This is a genomic window from Myxococcales bacterium (genome assembly GCA_016703425.1).
Lineage (GTDB): Bacteria > Myxococcota_A > Polyangia > Polyangiales > Polyangiaceae > JADJCA01.
Genome location: JADJCA010000022.1, coordinates 65,529 through 82,652, shown reverse-complemented (window position 1 = coordinate 82,652; position 17,124 = coordinate 65,529). Strand labels below are relative to the sequence as shown.

Sequence of the window (17,124 nt, the reverse complement as noted above, 5' to 3'; positions counted from 1 at the left end):
TTGCGCTCTAGCCCGGGACGGCGACGACTTTGCGTGTCAGATCGGGATCGCCGTCCACGAAGGTGACGGCGAGCGTACCGCGGGCCTCGTCGCTCATCGCCCCGCGAGACGCTGTCGAGCTGACGGCCTCGGCGGAACGCTCATCGAGGACGATGTGCGCGTCGGCGAGGGCTCGACTCAAGGCCGGGAGATCGGCCACGGCGACCTCGAAGCTGAAGACCGTGTGCACGCCCGAGAAGAAGGTCACATCGGTGAGCCAAGCCGACGCCTGGCTGAACGCGTCGCGGATGCGCTGGGTCGCCTCGAAGTGATCGCCTCGGGCGACGGCGCTCAGCTGCAGGAACGTGGCGCGGGCGGCTGGGACCACGCGCCCATGGTAGCCGCGGTCCGCCGCCGCGCCCACCTTGGCCCCGTGATCGTTTGCCTCCTAGTGATCCGAACGGGCCATCCATGCACCGCCTGTCAGGGAAGCGGCGCGAGCAAATCGGTCAATGATTCCGTGGCGACGATTTCGGTCCTCCCCTTGCACCCCAGCGATGCCGATGGGAACGATCGCGTGGAGCAAGGCCGTTGTCGCAAACCAGCGAACAGCGCGCCCCGTCCTCAAGGCCGTGGTCGCGAAGCCGGGCGGCGACGACCGCGCGAACGCCGACGCGCTGCGAGCACGGTATGGTTCCGTTGACAGCATAACGGTCCCCGTTCGGGCTCCGCTCGCCCTGGCGGTGAAGGCGCTCGTCGAAACGGGGCCGCCTCCGCAAGAACTCGCGAAGGTCCCGAACGCAGCGCCCGCCGCGCTTGCAGCGCCAGACAAGAGTGCCCCTCACTCGGTTCGCGCCGTCTCGCAGGTCCGCGAGATCAAGGAGGAGCTCGCAACGGTCTTTCCGCGCGCGAGCAAGGTGCTTCACTGGGGCGAGGCCCCCGTCCCTCGCGCGGACGCTTCTGACGCGCGCGCCGTTGCCTCCGACGCGGCCGATCATCGCGCCCGCGTGCCGTCGGCGGGGTCCCGCTTCTTTCGACGCAAGCCGGCCGTCGGCGTTGCCGGGGTCCTCCTTGGCACCTGCCTAGGCGTAGCGCTCACGCTCGCCGTCGTGCGGCCCGTGCAGCGGCCTGCGTCGCGCATTGCGCTCGTGCGCGTCGCCGCGGCCGACACGGCGCATACGCGCCCCGTCGAACCTCGCGAGCGCGTCGCAGCGGCGCCGCCGGCGCCCGCCCCGGCGGCTGACCCGGAGGTCATCTCGCTGGACGAGATCGACTTTCCAGCAGACGCCCCAAGAAGCGCGACGCCGGCGCTGCGCCGTCAGTGGAAGCCGAGGCCGCAAGCGGCGAAGGTGTCTGATCCTTTCGGAGCGAGGGACTGATGCGCCGCTGCTTCTTCGCGTCCGTTGTCGCGTGCGGCACCGCGCTTTCGCCGCTCGCGGAGGCCGGTGACGTGGTGCTCGCGCAGCGCCACTTCGAAGAAGGCAAGCGCCTCCTTGCGGCCAATCGCGTGAAAGCCGCGTGTGAGCGCCTCGCAGCAAGCGTGAAGGAAGATCCCGGCCTGGGCGCGCGATTCAAGCTGGCCGAGTGCCGACAGCGGTTGGGGCTGCTCGCTTCCGCGTGGCACGGCTACATGGATGTGGCCTCGAGCTCGACGGAGCGTGGGCAGCTCGACCGCGAGCGCATCGCGCGTGGCCGCGCCGCGGCGCTGGAAGGAAAGATTGAACGCGTCGTGTTCGTCGTGCGAGCCGTCGACCTGCCCGGACTCGTGGTCCTTCGTGACGGCCAAGCGGTCGGGCGCGCGTCGTGGGGCGCTTCGCTTCCCGTCGATCCCGGCTCGTTCGTGGTGCGAGCGGAGGCGCCGGGGCGCGCGGCGTTCGAGCGCCGCGTGGTCGTGGCGCCGGGGGCCGGGACGACCGACGTGGTGGTGCCCGAGCTTGCTCCGCTCGCAGCCGCGTCCGTGCCGGAAGCCCAGGGCGTGGCGACCGTGGATGCGAAGGCCGACACAAAGGCTCGGGCGAAGTCTGACGCGGCGCCGTCGCCGTCTCCTCCGCCTGCATCAGCGGCGCCGGCCGATGCCGAGGGCGACGCAACTGTGTGGACAAGGGGACGCGGTGTTGCCGTTGCGGCGGGAGGCGTCGGCCTCGCGTTGACCCTTGGAGGGGCCGTGTTGGGGATGCAAGCGATCTCCAAGAACGACGAATCGGCCAACTATTGCCGCGGCAACGACTGCAGCCCGCGCGGCACCACGCTGCGGAACGACGCGCTCGAAGCGGCGCGCATGTCGACGCTTTGCGTGACGGCTGGCGTGGCCGCCGTTGGCGGGGGCGTCGCTCTCTGGGTCCTTTCACCGGCCAAGAAGGCGGAGAGCGGGGCGATCTCGCTCACCGCGGCTCCGACGGCCGGCGGCGTCGCGGTCCTCGCGACCGGTGTCCTTTGAAGGCGTGGACCTGCTTATGGGGCACGCTGGCCTGTGGGTGCGCGTCGTTGGCGGGCATCGAGGAGCCGACACCGCGGAGTGAAGAGCCGGCGTTCACGGAGGACGACGAGCCCGTCTCGTGGTCCAGGACGGTGGCCGCCGCTGACGGAGGTGCCTCAACAAACAGCGACGGCTGCGCGCCGTGCAAGCTCGCCAACGCCCGCTCCACCTGTGGGGCTCGCGGTTGCGTCATCGAGGCTTGCGCGAGCGGCTTTCGCGACTGCGATCAAGATCCGTCGACGGGCTGCGAGAGCGAGGTGCTCCGCGATCCAGAGAATTGCGGCGGCTGCGGCCGTAGATGCAAGAGCGACGAATCCTGCGTCTCGGGCGACTGCCGCAATTGACGCGCGGCCGCGGTACCCGTGCATCAGCTCCTGTGATGGTAGTGGCGCGATAGCCGCTGGAAGGTCGCATCGGCGGTCGCTTGTTTGGCGCGCACGAGTTCGAGCCTCTCGTGGGCCCTCACGAAGGTCACGCGGATGCCGAGCGGTAACTTCGTCTCGATGAGCATGACGCCGCGTGCGGTCCACACGAGGCCGCCCCGCGCGCCGGCGAACTCCGGGAAGACGTGATCGAGCTCGGGGGCCAAGCAGGTTCTTGCGTGGGCGACGAGCGCGTCGCGACCGACGGCCGGCGAGAGGCGAGCCCACGTGGCCGAAGGCGCCGGAGTCGCCGGCGCGGACGCAGCAAGCACCGAGAGGTGTGGGCCGGTGGGCGCAAACGAGACGAAGTGCGGTCGAACGACGAGCGCGCCTTCGCCCGCCGCGCAGCCGTTAACGAAGAGTCGCGCGGGCGCCACGTAGACGTCGGGAGAGAGGGCCTGGAGGCGGGCGACGCGGCCCGCGATCCAGTCGGCCGGCACGCCCCATCGTCGTGCGAGTTCGTAGGTGCGCAGCGCCGCGTCGATCTCGCCGAGCTCCACGTGGAGGTCGGCGGCGACGCCTAGGCAATGACCACGGAAAGCGGGCGCCACCGCGCTGAGCGACAAATGGGCGAGGAGCGCCTCGCGGTAGCGGCGCGCGGCGACGAGCGCGCCAGCCACCTCGAGCGCCTCCGTCGTGGCGCCGCGCGAGAGCAGGTCCGCGAACCGTTCGGGCATGGCCAAGGGTTGTACGCCCCGAGGTGGCGGATGCTTCCTCCGTCAGCGCTCGAGTGTGCCGCGATACACGTGTCGCACACGCCCGTCGGCGTCGTAGCTCGCGCTCACCATGTTGCGCTCATTGGCTTGCCAGCGGTGCCCCAGGAGGCGGCCCGTCTTCTTGCTCTTGTGTTCGAACGTCGGTGCGCCGAGCCGCACCACGAGCGAGGTCGCGTCGTCCTTCCAGGTGATGCTGAGCGGCATCGCGTGCGCAAAGGCGGCGTAGTCGTCTTCGCCTTCCGCGTAAAAGAAGCAGCCCGACAGCCACGGGGCCGGCTTCGCCTCCGTGGCCCGGCGGAAGGTGAGGCAGAAGCCGCGCGCCTTCTCCGCCACGTAGACCTCGCTCTCCGTGCCGAAGTAGGGCAGCGGCCAGAGGCCGAGGGACTCGAGCCACAGACGCACTTCGCCTTCCGCGACGTGCCGGCCCATGAAGCGCTCCACGTCGGTCGTCAGAGCTCGGGCATCTCCGAGGCCGCCCGTTGCCGGGAGCTCCAAGGTGGTTCCGCCGGAATCGAACCACGTGCCGAAGGTCGGAACGCGAAGCTTAGCGTTGGGCTCGCTTACGCCTTGCGATGCGAGCCACTCGAGGAGAGCCGGCCGACCGTCGGACGCGTCGTCGTCGTCGAGCTCGGAAATATCGGTGCGGGCCTGTCCCAGTGCCACAAGAAAAGCCTCCAGCGTCGGCGCCACATTCTTGAGCTCACCCTCGGAGCCCAGAAGGACAACCGCGGGCGGGCCGTCGCCGTGCGCCCACAAGGCCAGCTGCGAGCCGTCGGGGAGCGCGAGGAAGAGGCCTAGCTTGGCGCGGAGCGCATCGACGTGCTCCGGCGCTTTCGCCAGACCTTCGGGCATGGGCTCGCTCGCGATGGCGTCGAAGTAGCCGACGTTGCCGTGTGGCCGAGCGGAGACCCATTGGCCGAAAGCCTCGAGCAGGGGAGGCACCGGCACGGCGTTCGGAAAAGCCTGGGACAGGGAGGTCGCGTTGAAGGTTGGCATGCGCCCAACGAAGATATCGGAGCCGCCATCGGGCGCGATGGACAACCGAGGCGGTGGGCATTTTCGGTGCGCCACGGCCCATCCGTTGCCGCGCACTTCGCTGTGGGCGACCGGCGCCGGGAGTGAGACTCAGTCGTCGGCTCTCGAGTCGGCCAACGGCAGAAAGATGCGCCCCTTCGCCTTGCCCGCCGGATCAGGCGACGAGTGACAAGCGTTGCAAGAGCCGGCGGGAGCCTCCTCGGGCATCTCCTTGCTGCGGCCAAGGTGCTCGAGGCGCAGACGAAGCGGCGCCCGAAGCGGTTCGGACGTGTAGAAGTTCCCCGCGGCATTGGTGGTAAGAGTCACCTCCTTCTTGTCTGCGTCGACCACACGCACCGTGACGCCGGGAGCGCCCTCATCGCTCGTCGACGACGTAAACACGGTGCCCGCCGCGGACCACGGATGCTGGGCCGCCTGACCGCCCGCCTTGTGGCACCGCAGGCAGTTTTCGCCGGGGCGCATGAGGGGGCCGTTTTCGAAGCGCAGTGCGGCGACGTCGACGTGTTCGGGCGCGCTGTAACAGCCCAGGGCGAGCATCGCGAGGGCGAAACAAATCGGCTTCAATTGACGTGCTCCTCTGGCGTGGCGATGCGCTCGTCGCCGAACCACTTGGCGACGACGCTCGCCGCTCGCTTCTCGGGTTCTGCCGCGGAAGCGAAGGCCTCGCACAGGACGCCAAAGGACTCACCGCGAAGCAGGTGGCCAAGGGCGATCGCTTCGTCACTTTGAACCGCTACCTGGTGCACAGCGAAGCCGCGCCGCCAAACGCACAGCACCTGGACGTCCAGCGCGACGGCACAAAGTCCCCGTGGCGGTGTCAAGGTCTCGTCAGCGCCCCGTCGGTCCCAAAGCGCGAGCGTCGCGCTGGGGACGCTCACCAGGCGAAGCGACGGTACGGGGCGCAGTCGAACGGCGTCTCGGAGGTCCGCCGCCGCGGCCGCCAGGGACCACGGGCGCGCGTCCTCCGAGAGGAACGAGACCAAGCGTGTCCATTCAAGCTCGGCGATGTCGGCCACAGCCGCACCGACCTCCTCGCCCCGGAGAAACTCAGCAAAGTGTCGCCCGAAGCGTTCGAGAATCGGATCCTCCGAAGGGTGGGCGTGAATGTACCGGCACGAGACCTCCGTGAAGGTCTTCTCTCCCAGCAGGGTTGCGACACGAGGGAACGTATCGAACAGTGCTTGGACCAGCCGATACCAGTACATGGCGCGATAGATTCCCATCCGCGCGAAGGCATCGATTGACCCTCGGCCAACGAATTCGGCTTGCACCTCTGGGGGCGCAGGGTCGAATCGAACGGAGCGCCAGAAGAGTTCTTCGAGAGCTGCGAGCTTCATGATGCGGCCCCGAACGCGATCGCGCATGCGGTGGCCTCGAGGGCACTGGCGGCGGCGCTGAGTGCCGATGCGGCGATGGCGCCGGCTCGTTCGCTCTCCTGCACCAACACGGCCAGGTCGGGAACGTTCTCGTCGCGTTCGACGATGCAGGGGACCGCGCCGAAGCGTTCGACGGCTTCACGGTAGAGGCGCCAAACGACGTCGGGGACGTCGCTGCCGTGGTCGTCGAAGAGGTACCCCTCGCGCACCGAATGACCGGCCACGTGAAATTGCGCGACGCGTCTCTGCGGAAGTCCCCGGACAAACGCGCGCGCGTCGAAACCGTGATTGGTCGCGCTGACGTGAACGTTGTTGACGTCGAGCAGCAGAAAGCAGTCAGCGCGCTCCGAAACCTCCGAGAGAAACTCCCATTCGGTCATCTCCGAGGACGCGTAGGTTACGTAGCTCGACACGTTCTCGAGGGCGATGCGCGAGCCCAGTTGGTCCTGTACCTCAACCACGCGCCTGACGACGTGAGCGAGGGCCTCTTCCGTGAACGGCAGAGGCCACAGGTCGTGCCCATGGCGACCGCCAAACGACCCGAAGCAAAGGTGGTCCGACACGACCTCCGGCAAGACCGCCTCGCGGAGAGCCCGCAGTTTCCGAAGGTAATCGCTGCGCAGCGGGTCAACGCCACCGATCGACAGCCCGACGCCGTGGAGGAGGACGCGTGCGTCTCGTCGAACGCGCTCCAACACGGCGGCGGGCCGACCCCCTCGCTCGAGAAAGTTCTCCGTCAAGGCTTCGACGTATGGGACGCCGGCGCCGTTTCGCAGCAACTCCGCGTAGTGCGGCACACGAAGGCCGTAGCCAAAGGGGGTCATGTTTGAGGTCCTCTTGCGCGCGGGAGATCGGCCTTAGGAGATGAGCTTGCCGCCCTTCTTCGAGCAATCGGACTCCTTGGGGACGCTGATCCATCCGTGGCCGGCGCAAGAGTTCTGTCCTTTGCAGCCGTTGGCTCCGTCGGCCGACGCGCACTCGCCCTGCCCCTTGCACGAATTGATGCCTTCGCACTTCAGGGAGAGCGGCTTGCTGCCACCCTCCGAAATGGCGAGGGCAGCGTCCTTGCTGGCGGGTGACGCACCGGCGTCAGTTGCCACGAGAACCTTGCCGCCCTTCTTGTCGCACTCCGAGCGAGGAATCGTGATCCATCCCTTGCCGGCGCAATCGTTTAGACCCTGGCAGCCGCTCTTGCCGTCCGCGCTTTGGCACTCACTCTGGCCCTTGCACGAGTTGACACCCTCGCACTTCACGAGTGCATCGGCCTGTGTCCCCGTCGTCGTCGAGGCTGCGTTTTCGCTCGTGGAGCTGCAAGCGGCGAGAGCGAGCAAGCTTGCAACGGAGGTCGCCAAGGAAATGGTCTGCGTGGAGTTCATGAAGCCTCTTCAATTGAAGTCACCGACTGCCGGCGACATGTGCCGGACCTACGGCAGCGCATTCGACCGGTTACACCGACGGCTCACGGTTTCGCCGAAAGTTTGAAGTCGGCGGAACACGCCGTTGACGAATCGGCAACGGTCCACGGCGGTCGAGCGAACGCATCATCGACTCGCAAGGAACCGAATCGTCGTGCCCAACGACGTGCGCGCTCGTTGCGTGGGCGCGCAGGGTCTGCGCCGGTGGCGTCAGCGGCTCGAGCGCCGAGGCCCCGTTGCGGTGTATTGCCCACTCGGATTGGTTGCGCCGGAGCTGGCGGCGCCGACGGCACCGCTCATGCACCCGCGTCACGTCGTGCGCCTCCTGCTTTCGGCATGCGTCCTCGCGGGGGGCCTCCTCTGGCCCGCCGCGCCGGCGCTGGCGGGCGCCTCCGATGGCGACAGCGACAATCGCCCCGACGCGCCCAACCAAACCTTTCGCTACACGTCGGTCGCCGCCGGCGCACCATCGTACTTCCGGGCCATTCTTGAGGGCTTCGGCGTCCTGAGCCTCGGGTACGTGGAGTACCTCGTCAGCACGCAGCAGCTTCGTCAAGGCGTCGCCTACGACGGCACGCTTTTCTACGAGAAGTTGCGCGGCAACGCTCAATCCTTCGACGCCAACCACTTCGGGACGAACTTCATCGGGCACCCGCTCGGCGGCACCCTCTACTACTTGGCAGCTCGCGGAAACCGCTTGTCGGTGGCGCAGTCGTTCTCTTGGGCCTTCACCGGCTCGCTCTTATGGGAATACTTGGGCGAGATCGGCGAGCGGCCCAGCTACAACGACATGATCGCAACGCCTTGGGGCGGCGTCGCAAACGGGGAGACGTTCACGCAGCTCGGGGCCTTCTTTGCGCGCGGTCGTCCGAGCCCGGCGACGCGAGCGGCAGAGGTTCTCTTCGGTTGGCCGCGAGCCGTACACGACGCGCTCGACGGCGCGACCTTCGCGCGCGCCGCGGAGACCGATGACCTCGGCCTGCCGGCCGACGTGTGGCACGACTTCCGAGCGGCGGTGGACGTCGCGAGCGTGACTCAGGCGGGAGCCGCGACGCGCGCCGAAGCGGGGCTCGCCGTCGACCTCGCCGTCCACAACCTCGACAAGGAGGGGCAGCCGGCCGACGTCAGCTACGTCTACGACGACGGCAACGCAGCGGCCTTGCGGCTACGGCTGCGTCAGGCCGAAGGGCGCATCGTCGACGCGCGCTACGAGGCCTCCGTCAGCCCCGTCGGCTACTTCACGCAGCGCGCTCGACTGAACCGGGGTCGGCTTTCGGGGCAGAGCTTCCTCGTCGGCTTGAGCGTCGCATACGAGATTGCCGCCCACGACTACGAACGTACGGCCGCCCTCGACACCATCTCCAAGGTGACCGTGCTCGGGCTCCTCGCCGAGTCGACGACCTACCTAAGCGGCCCTCGTCTTCGAGCGCGCCTCCTGCTCGGCGGCGACTTCGCCGGTGTTCGTGCCTTCGCGCTGCCGTCCTTCCTGGCCAAGCACCCGGAGGTCGCCGCGGCGACCTCCACGGCCCTCCCGTCGCTCCTCAAGAACGAGCAATACTACTTTGCCCTCGGTCCTTCGGTCGCTCCGTCCCTCGCGTTGGACGTCGGCGCGTGGTCTCTCGAGGCCAACCTTCGCTGGGAGGCCTTCCAAGCAATTCAGGGCATCGACGTCGACCAGCGCTCCCTCACCGACGACATCGCGCGCAGCGATCGTCGCGCGAGCGGAGGCGTTCGCTTGGCCGTGAGGCCCTTGCGGCACCTCGAAGTCGGCGGCGAGATTGAGGGGCGCTATCGCGCCGGGCGTGTCGGCGAAGTCTCGGAACAACGCACAGAGCGATCCATCGGCGCCTTTGTCGGCGCTCGGTTCTAGCGGAGTCAACATGAAGCCCCAACCGTTCGTCCTCTCGCTGACCCTCGCTTTGGCCGGGGTCCCATCGTCGTCGTTGGCCGACGAGCCTTCTGTGTCGAAGGCCACGTGGGCGGCTCGCTACGACGTCGCGCGGCGCGCCCTCGACACGGGGCATCCCGGTGAGGCGTACGAGCGCTTTCTGGCCCTCGCCAAGGAGGCCGACGACGAGGCCGATCGGCGCGTCGCGACGGAGCTTTCGCGCGTAGCCTTCGCGCAGCTCGAACGCATCTACGGGCCGCGGATTCGTGAGGGCGCGGCGCCACGGATTCGCACCAGCGAAGAGCTCAGCGTGCTCTACGCGACGGCGTTCCTCTACGGCCTAGGCACGGGCGCGTGGTTCATTCTCGAGACCGAGCCGGCGAGTGTGCCGCTCGCCGTTGCGCCCTTCGCAGGCCTCACGATCGCGTCGGTTGGCGCCGTGGCGGTCGTCGACCGGCAGCGGCCTTTCGAGCCGGGTGTCCCGCAGTCGATTGCCGCGGGCGCCTACCTCGGCCTCGGGCAAGCGGCGTGGATCGTCGGGTTTCAAGCGGCGCGCGCGTCACGCGTGGACGCGACTACGGGGAGGTCCAGCGCCTGGGACACGCCCACGGTCGCGTCTGTGCTTTGGGGGGGCGCGACGACCGGCGCGGGCCTCGGCCTCGCCGTCGGCCTCGCACGCAAGCCGTCGCCGGGGCGCGTTTCTTACACGACCTCGCTGGGCGTATGGTCTGGCGCGCTCGCGTCTTTTGGCGCCGGCGCTCTGCTTCCACCGGGGCGGCGGCTCGAGACCTCGTTGCTCATCGGAGGCGGCGCATACAACGCAGGCATCCTAACGGGGCTGCTCACGAGCCCAACGGTTTCGCCAAGCCTCACTCGAGTGCGTCTCGTGGATCTCGGCGGAGTCGCCGGCGGCCTCTTGGGCGCGGCCGCCTCGCTCGCCGCGGAGAGCGAGGAGCAACGAGTGACCTTCGGCGCCGCGGCCGTCGGCGCCACGGTGGGCCTCGGACTCTCGTGGTGGCTCACCTCGAACATGCGTCCAGCGCCCGACACGGCGGTGCAAAAGACCCTCGACTACGCGCTCGTGCCAGTGCCGCGAGGAGCGGAGATTCGTGCGATCTACACGATGTAGCCGCGGGGGCGGCAGGTGCGCTCTCGGGCTCGCCCTCGCGCTCTTGGCGGGCAACGCGCGCGGCGATGAGGCGCCAGCGTATCGGGTCTTCGTCTACGAGAAGGACCCAGGCACCGACTACCTCCGCTTGTCACTCGAGGAGGTCGGCATCCTTTCGGCTGGGGTTATCGAATACTTTCAGAACCGCTCGGCCAACGTCGGCGATTGGGACCTCGCCTTCTCCGCCGACAGCTTTCAGCAAAAGGTCGGCGGGCAGGCCATCGCCTTCGACGCGAATCGCTTCGGCACCAACTGGCTCACCCACCCGCTGGCCGGGTGGCTCTACTACGGGGCCGCCCGCGGCAATCGGCTCGCTCCTTTGGGCTCGCTCTTCGTGGCGACCGTCTCGTCGGGCGTCTGGGAGTGGTTGGGCGAGTACCGCGAACAAGTCGCCATCAACGATCTCATCGCGACGCCGCTCGGGGGCGCTTCGCTCGCCGAGCCGCTGATCCAGCTCGGTGCCTGGTTCGAGCGAGGGCCGCCGAGCACCGGTCGAGCCATCGCCGCCACGCTCCTTGCGCCCACCAAGCGCGTGCACGATTGGCTCGACGACGCGACGCCGCTTCGTGCCCCCGTGGTCCCCCGCGGAGAGCTTGAGGCGCGAACGTTCATTGCGGTGGGTCCCACGTGGGAGAGTCACTCGTCGGCGGTGGCCACGGACGTCACCGCGGGCCTGCGTACGCACCTCTTTCATGGGCCAAGCCCCTACGAGTTGGGTCGCGAGAGCGTGTGGCTCGACGACGCGAACCTCACCACCATGCGCGCGGAGGCCACGGCGTCGAACCTCGGAGGCTTAGCCGGCGCCGGCGCGGCGCGGCTCGTCGACGCGCGCGTCGCAACGCGCGTGTCGTTCGTGGGCTACTACGAAAAGCGCGTGACCGCCGTCGCGGGGCGACCTCGCGGGCATGGCCTCTTTGTCGGCGCCGGCACCGGCTTCGACTACCAGTGGCACACCTACCAGCGCGCCGCCGAGCCGGTCACCGATCAGATCGCTCTCGTCGAGGTCGTCGGCACGACGCTGGAGAATTGGCACGTCGTCGGGCCCATTCGGCTTCGCACGCAGATGGCGCTCTCGATGAACTTCGCGGGCGTCACGTCGCTGGCCGTCGCGGCTCGGCGAAGTCAGCGGGGCGTCGAAGGTCTGCCCACGGTGCTCTCCGACCAAGGTTACGCGCACGCCATCGGCGGCTCGATGGCGCCGGAGTTGGCACTCGTCACACCCATCGGTCGGTTTTTCGGCGAGGCGCGCCTCGACGTCTTTCGAAGTCTTCTCGACCGAGACCGCTATTTTGACCGCTACGAGCCGCGGGTCTCGGCGCTCGACGAACGTTTCAGCGCGACGGCCGGCGTCGAGCGCACGGTGGCTCCCAACGTGGAGCTCGCGCTCAAGGTCTCGCGAACGTTCCGACGCTCGCGCCTCGAAGAGTTCACCGTGACCTACGGCGAGTCTGCGGCGCGCATTGAGCTGGCGGCAAAGCTCTGAGGCCAAGCTCTCGCACCCCGCGGTTTGCGGTCGCTGGGACGCAAATCCGTCGACTCGTCGGTGCAGTTCGACGTCAAAGAGGGCATGCTGTCTGCATGAACGCGCTTCGCCTCGTGGCCGCTTGTGCCGTGCTCCTCGCCGCGTGCGCCGACGACGTCGCGAGCGGAGGTGGCGACCCTGCGAACGACGCGGCCTCTGCCAATCCAGACCCGGTGCCCGATGACGCCGCCGTGGACGCCACGCTCGCCACCGACGCCACGCTGTCTACCGATGCGGCGAGCCTCGATGCCGCGACCGGCGACGGGGCGCCGCCGGACGCCCCCGTCGTCGACGCGAGTGACGCGGGCGCCTTCCCGCGGCTGGGTGTCTACACAGTCAAGGTTGACGGCGGCGGGCTGACCTTGCTCGTGGACTCGGGGACGCATGACTTGTCGCACGTCCGCGGCGCGCCAAACGGCTGGCTCGTGGCGACGCGTTACGGTCAAGATACCGACCTGAATGGCCTCGCGATGGAAGACGAGGCGCCCCTCGGCGCCCACTACGACGGGACGCAGGTTGTCGCCTTCGAGCGGTCAAACCCCGCCGTTCAATTCGTCGTCAGCGGCGTGACCTCGGGCGGCTTCTCCTGCAATCCGTCATGGACCGACGATGGCCGCGTGCTCTTTCTGTGGAACGCGCCCGGTGCGCCCATCACGAACGCGCGCTTGATGCGGGCGACCTTCGGCACGTTGCCTCAGGTGATCAACCTCGAAACGCTGACGACCCCTTCCGAGCTGATCATTCCCGTCGATCCGCATCAACGTGGCCCGAGCGATGGCGGGACCATCGTCTTCTCGGCCACCTTTGAGCAGGCCCCCGGCGCGTGGATGCGCCCGCTTTGGAAGATGCCCGCCGGCGGCGCGTTCACGATGGCGCAGGTCGGGTTCATCGGGTGCCCCATCTGTCCCGCGCAAGGAGGCTGTTGCAAAGCGGCGACGCCCGACGGTATTCGCGGCACCAACGACGCGCGCATCAGCCACGGCGGCGGCGACGTCGTGTGGATGCAGCAACACCCAGACATCGTGGCGACCGTGGGCGCGCAATCGTTCAATCCCTACCGTCAGTCGAAGCGACCGCTCGACGGCGGCCCGCAGGTGGAGCTAAACCCGCCGCTGACGCCCCCCACGACGCAGCACGCCTACGCCGAGTGGCGTCCCGACGACAAGGAACTCACGTACTGGTCCATCGAGATCGATCAGAATGTGCTCCGCCACTTTCTTTGGACCATGGCGCCCGACGGCAGCAATCGAAAGAAGATCCCCTTGCCCCCCGAGCTGTGCCCGCAACATTCGAGCTACCTGAGCGCCGACGAAATCGTCTTCAACGCGTGGCGCGGAGCCTCGGGCGACAACAACTGCGACGTCGCGAAGCTCTGAGGCCGGCACAGAGTGGGAGGCGCATGCGTTGCGTGTGAGCTCCCGGCCGTTGGCAAGTCGCGAGCGACCTACCTCCGGAGGCGGGCGTAAGTCTCGCGTGCCCTCTAGCCATGCGCGCCTCGCGCACTACGTTCGGTTCGGTTCGGTTCGCACTCGGCGCTCGTTCGCCGTGGCCGACGCTTCGGTCAACCGAAGTTAACCGAACTCGTGGTGCGCGCCTGGGCAAGCTCCCAGAATTTGTCGGCGATGGCCGAAGCTTCGAGCGTCGCGTTGCCGGTGTCGAAGGCGGTGCCCTTCACCATGCCCAGGACGACGACCTCGCCGACGAAGACACCTTGCGGCGTGAGCTTTTCGCGGAGGAGGCCCACGACTTTGTGCTGGGCAGCCTTCCCGACGGCGAGGCCCATGGCGCCCCACTGGGCGGCGGCCGCGTCGACGCTCGCATCGTAGAAGGCGAACCCGCCGCCGGTGACCAAGAGCGCCCCCTTGTTGGCCTTGAGATCGGGGAGGGCCTCCTGCGTTGCGGCGAGCAAGCCGTGGACGGTGACGTCGAGCACCGCGCGGAGTTCGGCTGTCGGGGCCGTCGTCAGGTCGCCGGCGCCGCCACCGTACGCATTCCAGTGGACCACGCCGACGGGGCCCAACGCGGCGCGGACCTCGCGCACGAGACCTCGAACCGCCTCGACGTTGCCGAGGTCACACGGGAACGCCTGGGCCTTGATGCCCGCGGCGGTCATCGCCGCCGCCGCTGCCTTGAGGCGTTCGCCACTGCGCGCGACGAGCGCGACAGGATGGCCCTCGCGGCCAAACTTGCGCGCGACCGCGTCGGAGATCCCGGGCCCGTGTCCACAGACGATAACGGTGTGCTTCATGACCGACGTTCTTAGGTGCGGCGGTCACGCGTGGCAACGTCGCTTGGAACGGAAAGGGCCCCCGCTTTCGGGGGCCCCCCCTTTCCTTGGTCATGTTGTCGCCCTCGGGCGTGCGGAGTGGCGGAGTGGCGGAGTGACGGTGAGGCGCGGAGTCAACAAGGCAAGGTAAGCGCAAGCGATAAGCGAAGGTCAGAGCGAAAGCGGAGGAGAAGCAAAGGACAGAGGAGGCGGAAGGAAGCAACGTGCGGAAGATCGTCGCGAAGTGGGACGTGCGCGGAAGGGGCGCCGAGCGATTCGGCGTGGAACTTGGAGCGGAGGATTAAGCGGAGGAGGACTAAGCGGAGGGAGGACTAAGCGGAGGACCATGCGCGAACTAAGCGAAGACCTAAGGGGATTGAGGAAGCGAAGCGGACGAAGTGACCGGGAAGAAAAGCAGCGAAGGATGACTAAAGCGACTGCAGGTCCTGTGCCGCTGCAAAATTACCGTGAGAACGCCAGGATGCGCGGCGGGTGTTTCTCGAATGGGGCAAATTCAGCGGAGCCGATGGCGCAATCGCCTTCTCAATCTGAGCGGGTCGAGCGGCGCCCCCGCCGCTCCGTTCGGCGTACTCTGCGCCCCGTGAGCACATTTCTCGCGCCAAGGGCGAAGGACGCTGTTGTTGAGGCCGTTCGAGCCGTCGAGGACGCGTCGTCGGTGGAGGTCGTGGTGGCCGTGCGAGGGCGCTCCGACGCCTACCGCGACGTCGACTACCTGGTTGGCGTCTTCCTCGCCATCGTCACCATCAGCATTCTCATCTTTCACCCGGCGCCGCTCGACGAGGCGCTCATGCCGCTCGAGACGCTGTTTGCGTTCCTCGGTGGCTCGATGCTCGCGAGCATCCCGGCGTGCAAGCGCGTGCTCGTGCCGGGCAAGCGGCTTCGAGGTCGGACTCTTGAAGCGGCGCGGGCCCAATTTGTCGAGTCGGGCATCGCGAGGAAGCGCACCCGGACCGGCATCCTCATTTACGTCTCGCTGCTCGAACGCCAAGCCCACATGGTTGCCGACACGGGAGTGCACACGTCGGCCCTCGGTGCCGCGTTCGCCGAGCAGACCCAGGCCCTCGACGCGGCGGTCGCCCAGAACGACGTCGATGCGTTCGCTGCGGCGCTGAAGGCCATGGCGCCGATGCTCGCAAAAGAGCACCCGCGGATTCGCGGCCAGGTCAACGAACTCCCCGATGCGCCCGAGGTGAAGGCGTGAGACGGATTCTCTCGTGTCTCTTCCTCGCCCTTATCCTCCTCGCTCACGTGACGGCCGTCGCCAGGCCCGGCGGCGGTAGCTCCTTCAGCGGCAGCAGCCGCAGCTCGTCCAGCAGCGGCAGCCGCTCCAGCGGCAGTTCGTCGAGCGGCAGTCGGTCGACGGGCAGCAGCTCGACGGGCAGCGGCTCCTCCGGCTCGTCGCGCTCCTCGAGCGGATCGACCGGCTCAAGCGGCTCAAGCGGCTCGAGCGGTGGCGTCGTCGTCCTTCCGAGCGGCTCCTATGGCTCTTCCGGCGGTGGCGCCGAGAGCGGCGGCGGCGGCGCGGGCATCGCGGTCGGTGCCGTTGTCGCCCTCTTCTTCCTCGCGTTCGCCGCGGTCGTCCTTTGGGCGCTGTTCATGAAGAAGAAGCCGGCGCCCGGCTGGGAGACGGCGGGCGCTGTGGAAGAAGACCGCGCCCCGCGCCGCGAGCTCGAGCGCTTGCGCGTCTACGATCCCAACTTCTCGCTCGCGCTCTTCGATGACTTCCTCGTGGCGCTCTACACGGAAGTTCGCATGGCGCAGGGGCAGGGGACCCTCGCTCGTTATGCGCCGTACCTTGCACCCGCGGTCCTCGCCGCGCTGCAGAGTCAGCCGCGCGGCGACATTCGCAGCGTCATCGTGGGCGCCGTCGCGCTCGAGTCGACGTCTGACGTGGAGTCGAGCGAAACCGTCGAGGTCTGCGTCGCCTTCACCGTCAACTACGACGTCGGAGGCGCGGCCGTCTACGCGGAAGACGAGCTGTGGTTCCAGCGAGCCCGCGGCGCGCGGTCTCGAACGCCCGACAAGGCACGACTCATCGGCTGCCCCAACTGCGGCGCGCCGCTCGACATGGTCGTGGGCGGCGTCTGCAAGCATTGCAACTCCAACGTGACCCAGCAGGGGGCCTTCGATTGGGTCGCCACCTCGTACACAGAGCGCGCGCGCGAGGCCCGCGGTCCGCTCCTCACGACGACCGTCGAGGAAGTTGGTACCGACTTTCCGACCATCGTCGACCCGGAGGCGCACGGCCGCTATCGCGCCCTCACGGAGCGAGACCCGCAGATCGATCTGCCGGCGCGCGTCGTGCAAACGTTCAACACCTTCCAAAAGGCGTGGGCTTCGCGCGATCTAAGCGCCATGCGGCCGCTCATGAGCGACGCGCTCTTCTCGACGCAGGCTTATTGGATCGAGGAATACCGGCGCCAGCGGCTCCGGAACATCACCGAGAACGCCCGCGTTCTTCGGACCGACTTGGCCGCCGTCACCGACGACGCGTTCTTCGATTCGGTGACCTTCCGCGTCTTCGCCGGGAGCCTCGACTACACGATCTCCGACGACGACGGCCGCGTCGTCGCGGGCAATCGTCAGAAGGAGCGCCTCTACTCGGAGTACTGGACGTTCTTGCGCGGCCGCGGCGTCCAGGGACCGTCGAAGCCGGAGAACGCGTGCCCGCACTGCGGCGCGCCGCTAAAGCTGAACATGAGCGGTCACTGCGAGTATTGCTCGACGAAGGTCACGACGGGCGCCTTCGACTGGGTGCTCTCGCGCATCGAACAAGACGAAGTCTATCGCGGCTGATCGCCTGTTCGCGCACGGCCCTCGACGGCACTGGCACCGCGCCC

Annotated in this window: 17 protein-coding genes; 9 read left to right on the top strand and 8 right to left on the bottom strand. The window is 68.2% G+C overall.

Annotated features, from left to right (window positions below):
- Positions 1 to 7: 7 nt before the first annotated feature.
- Positions 8 to 367, bottom strand: coding sequence for a hypothetical protein (locus IPG50_31430; GenBank protein ID MBK6696668.1), 360 nt, complete (start codon positions 365 to 367; stop codon positions 8 to 10).
- Positions 368 to 542: 175 nt separating this feature from the next.
- Here IPG50_31430 and IPG50_31425 point away from each other — a divergent pair, with 175 nt between their 5' ends.
- Genes IPG50_31425 through IPG50_31415 form a run of 3 tightly spaced genes read left to right on the top strand, consistent with a single transcriptional unit; the run spans position 543 to position 2,799 of the window.
- A complete protein-coding gene (locus IPG50_31425) occupies positions 543 to 1,358 on the top strand; it encodes a hypothetical protein (GenBank protein ID MBK6696667.1) in 816 nt (271 codons plus the stop codon).
- The gene (locus IPG50_31420) at positions 1,358 to 2,416 is read left to right on the top strand and encodes a hypothetical protein (GenBank protein MBK6696666.1); all 1,059 of its coding nucleotides are present in this window, start codon (positions 1,358 to 1,360) and stop codon (positions 2,414 to 2,416) included. The genes IPG50_31425 and IPG50_31420 overlap by 1 nt, the downstream gene beginning before the upstream one ends.
- Positions 2,413 to 2,799: a hypothetical protein gene (locus IPG50_31415; protein MBK6696665.1), complete on the top strand. Its 387-nt coding sequence runs from the start codon at positions 2,413 to 2,415 to the stop codon at positions 2,797 to 2,799. The genes IPG50_31420 and IPG50_31415 overlap by 4 nt, the downstream gene beginning before the upstream one ends.
- A 23-nt stretch (positions 2,800 to 2,822) precedes the next feature.
- On the opposite strand, the gene IPG50_31410 is transcribed toward IPG50_31415, so the two are convergent.
- The 6 genes from IPG50_31410 to IPG50_31385 form a co-directional block, all read right to left on the bottom strand.
- Entirely contained in the window at positions 2,823 to 3,554 is a 732-nt protein-coding gene (locus IPG50_31410) for a hypothetical protein (protein MBK6696664.1), read from the bottom strand.
- Between the two features lie 42 nt (positions 3,555 to 3,596).
- Positions 3,597 to 4,589 (bottom strand): hypothetical protein, encoded by a 993-nt coding sequence (locus tag IPG50_31405; protein MBK6696663.1) that lies wholly within the window; start codon positions 4,587 to 4,589, stop codon positions 3,597 to 3,599.
- A gap of 129 nt (positions 4,590 to 4,718) precedes the next feature.
- Complete coding sequence (locus IPG50_31400; GenBank protein MBK6696662.1) at positions 4,719 to 5,192, bottom strand: hypothetical protein; 474 nt, start codon at positions 5,190 to 5,192, stop codon at positions 4,719 to 4,721.
- On the bottom strand, positions 5,189 to 5,965 hold the full coding sequence (locus IPG50_31395; GenBank protein MBK6696661.1) for a putative DNA-binding domain-containing protein: 777 nt from the start codon (positions 5,963 to 5,965) through the stop codon (positions 5,189 to 5,191). Before IPG50_31395 ends, IPG50_31400 begins: the two co-directional genes overlap by 4 nt.
- The gene (locus IPG50_31390) at positions 5,962 to 6,828 is read right to left on the bottom strand and encodes a DUF692 domain-containing protein (protein ID MBK6696660.1); all 867 of its coding nucleotides are present in this window, start codon (positions 6,826 to 6,828) and stop codon (positions 5,962 to 5,964) included. The genes IPG50_31395 and IPG50_31390 overlap by 4 nt, the downstream gene beginning before the upstream one ends.
- Positions 6,829 to 6,861: 33 nt before the next feature.
- Complete coding sequence (locus IPG50_31385; GenBank protein MBK6696659.1) at positions 6,862 to 7,380, bottom strand: hypothetical protein; 519 nt, start codon at positions 7,378 to 7,380, stop codon at positions 6,862 to 6,864.
- Positions 7,381 to 7,678: 298 nt separating this feature from the next.
- On the opposite strand from IPG50_31385, the gene IPG50_31380 reads away from it, so the two are divergent.
- The 4 genes from IPG50_31380 (at position 7,679) to IPG50_31365 (ending at position 13,373) form a co-directional block, all read left to right on the top strand.
- Complete coding sequence (locus IPG50_31380) at positions 7,679 to 9,289, top strand: DUF3943 domain-containing protein (GenBank protein ID MBK6696658.1); 1,611 nt, start codon at positions 7,679 to 7,681, stop codon at positions 9,287 to 9,289.
- Positions 9,290 to 9,299: 10 nt separating this feature from the next.
- On the top strand, positions 9,300 to 10,436 hold the full coding sequence (locus IPG50_31375) for a hypothetical protein (protein ID MBK6696657.1): 1,137 nt from the start codon (positions 9,300 to 9,302) through the stop codon (positions 10,434 to 10,436).
- Positions 10,417 to 11,958, top strand: coding sequence for a DUF3943 domain-containing protein (locus IPG50_31370; protein MBK6696656.1), 1,542 nt, complete (start codon positions 10,417 to 10,419; stop codon positions 11,956 to 11,958). The genes IPG50_31375 and IPG50_31370 overlap by 20 nt, the downstream gene beginning before the upstream one ends.
- Positions 11,959 to 12,053: 95 nt before the next feature.
- Positions 12,054 to 13,373: a hypothetical protein gene (locus tag IPG50_31365; GenBank protein MBK6696655.1), complete on the top strand. Its 1,320-nt coding sequence runs from the start codon at positions 12,054 to 12,056 to the stop codon at positions 13,371 to 13,373.
- A 185-nt stretch (positions 13,374 to 13,558) separates the two neighbouring features.
- Here IPG50_31365 and IPG50_31360 read toward each other — a convergent pair whose 3' ends face one another.
- Entirely contained in the window at positions 13,559 to 14,245 is a 687-nt protein-coding gene (locus IPG50_31360) for an SDR family NAD(P)-dependent oxidoreductase (protein ID MBK6696654.1), read from the bottom strand.
- A gap of 619 nt (positions 14,246 to 14,864) precedes the next feature.
- On the opposite strand from IPG50_31360, the gene IPG50_31355 reads away from it, so the two are divergent.
- Positions 14,865 to 15,485, top strand: a complete 621-nt coding sequence (locus IPG50_31355) for a hypothetical protein (GenBank protein ID MBK6696653.1) — start codon at positions 14,865 to 14,867, stop codon at positions 15,483 to 15,485.
- The gene (locus IPG50_31350; protein MBK6696652.1) at positions 15,482 to 17,080 is read left to right on the top strand and encodes a TIM44-like domain-containing protein; all 1,599 of its coding nucleotides are present in this window, start codon (positions 15,482 to 15,484) and stop codon (positions 17,078 to 17,080) included. The genes IPG50_31355 and IPG50_31350 overlap by 4 nt, the downstream gene beginning before the upstream one ends.
- The last annotated feature ends 44 nt before the right edge of the window (positions 17,081 to 17,124 follow it).

What these genes read in the sequence shown, in the direction of transcription:
- IPG50_31405 (MBK6696663.1), bottom strand. Translation starts at nt 4,589, where the DNA reads ATGCCAACCTTCAACGCGACCTCCCTGTCCCAGGCTTTTCCGAACGCC.
- IPG50_31375 (MBK6696657.1), top strand. Translation starts at nt 9,300, where the DNA reads ATGAAGCCCCAACCGTTCGTCCTCTCGCTGACCCTCGCTTTGGCCGGG.
- IPG50_31365 (MBK6696655.1), top strand. Translation starts at nt 12,054, where the DNA reads ATGAACGCGCTTCGCCTCGTGGCCGCTTGTGCCGTGCTCCTCGCCGCG.
- IPG50_31420 (MBK6696666.1), top strand. Translation starts at nt 1,358, where the DNA reads ATGCGCCGCTGCTTCTTCGCGTCCGTTGTCGCGTGCGGCACCGCGCTT.
- IPG50_31395 (MBK6696661.1), bottom strand. Translation starts at nt 5,965, where the DNA reads ATGAAGCTCGCAGCTCTCGAAGAACTCTTCTGGCGCTCCGTTCGATTC.
- IPG50_31390 (MBK6696660.1), bottom strand. Translation starts at nt 6,828, where the DNA reads ATGACCCCCTTTGGCTACGGCCTTCGTGTGCCGCACTACGCGGAGTTG.
- IPG50_31425 (MBK6696667.1), top strand. Translation starts at nt 543, where the DNA reads ATGGGAACGATCGCGTGGAGCAAGGCCGTTGTCGCAAACCAGCGAACA.
- IPG50_31385 (MBK6696659.1), bottom strand. Translation starts at nt 7,380, where the DNA reads ATGAACTCCACGCAGACCATTTCCTTGGCGACCTCCGTTGCAAGCTTG.
- IPG50_31360 (MBK6696654.1), bottom strand. Translation starts at nt 14,245, where the DNA reads ATGAAGCACACCGTTATCGTCTGTGGACACGGGCCCGGGATCTCCGAC.
- IPG50_31410 (MBK6696664.1), bottom strand. Translation starts at nt 3,554, where the DNA reads ATGCCCGAACGGTTCGCGGACCTGCTCTCGCGCGGCGCCACGACGGAG.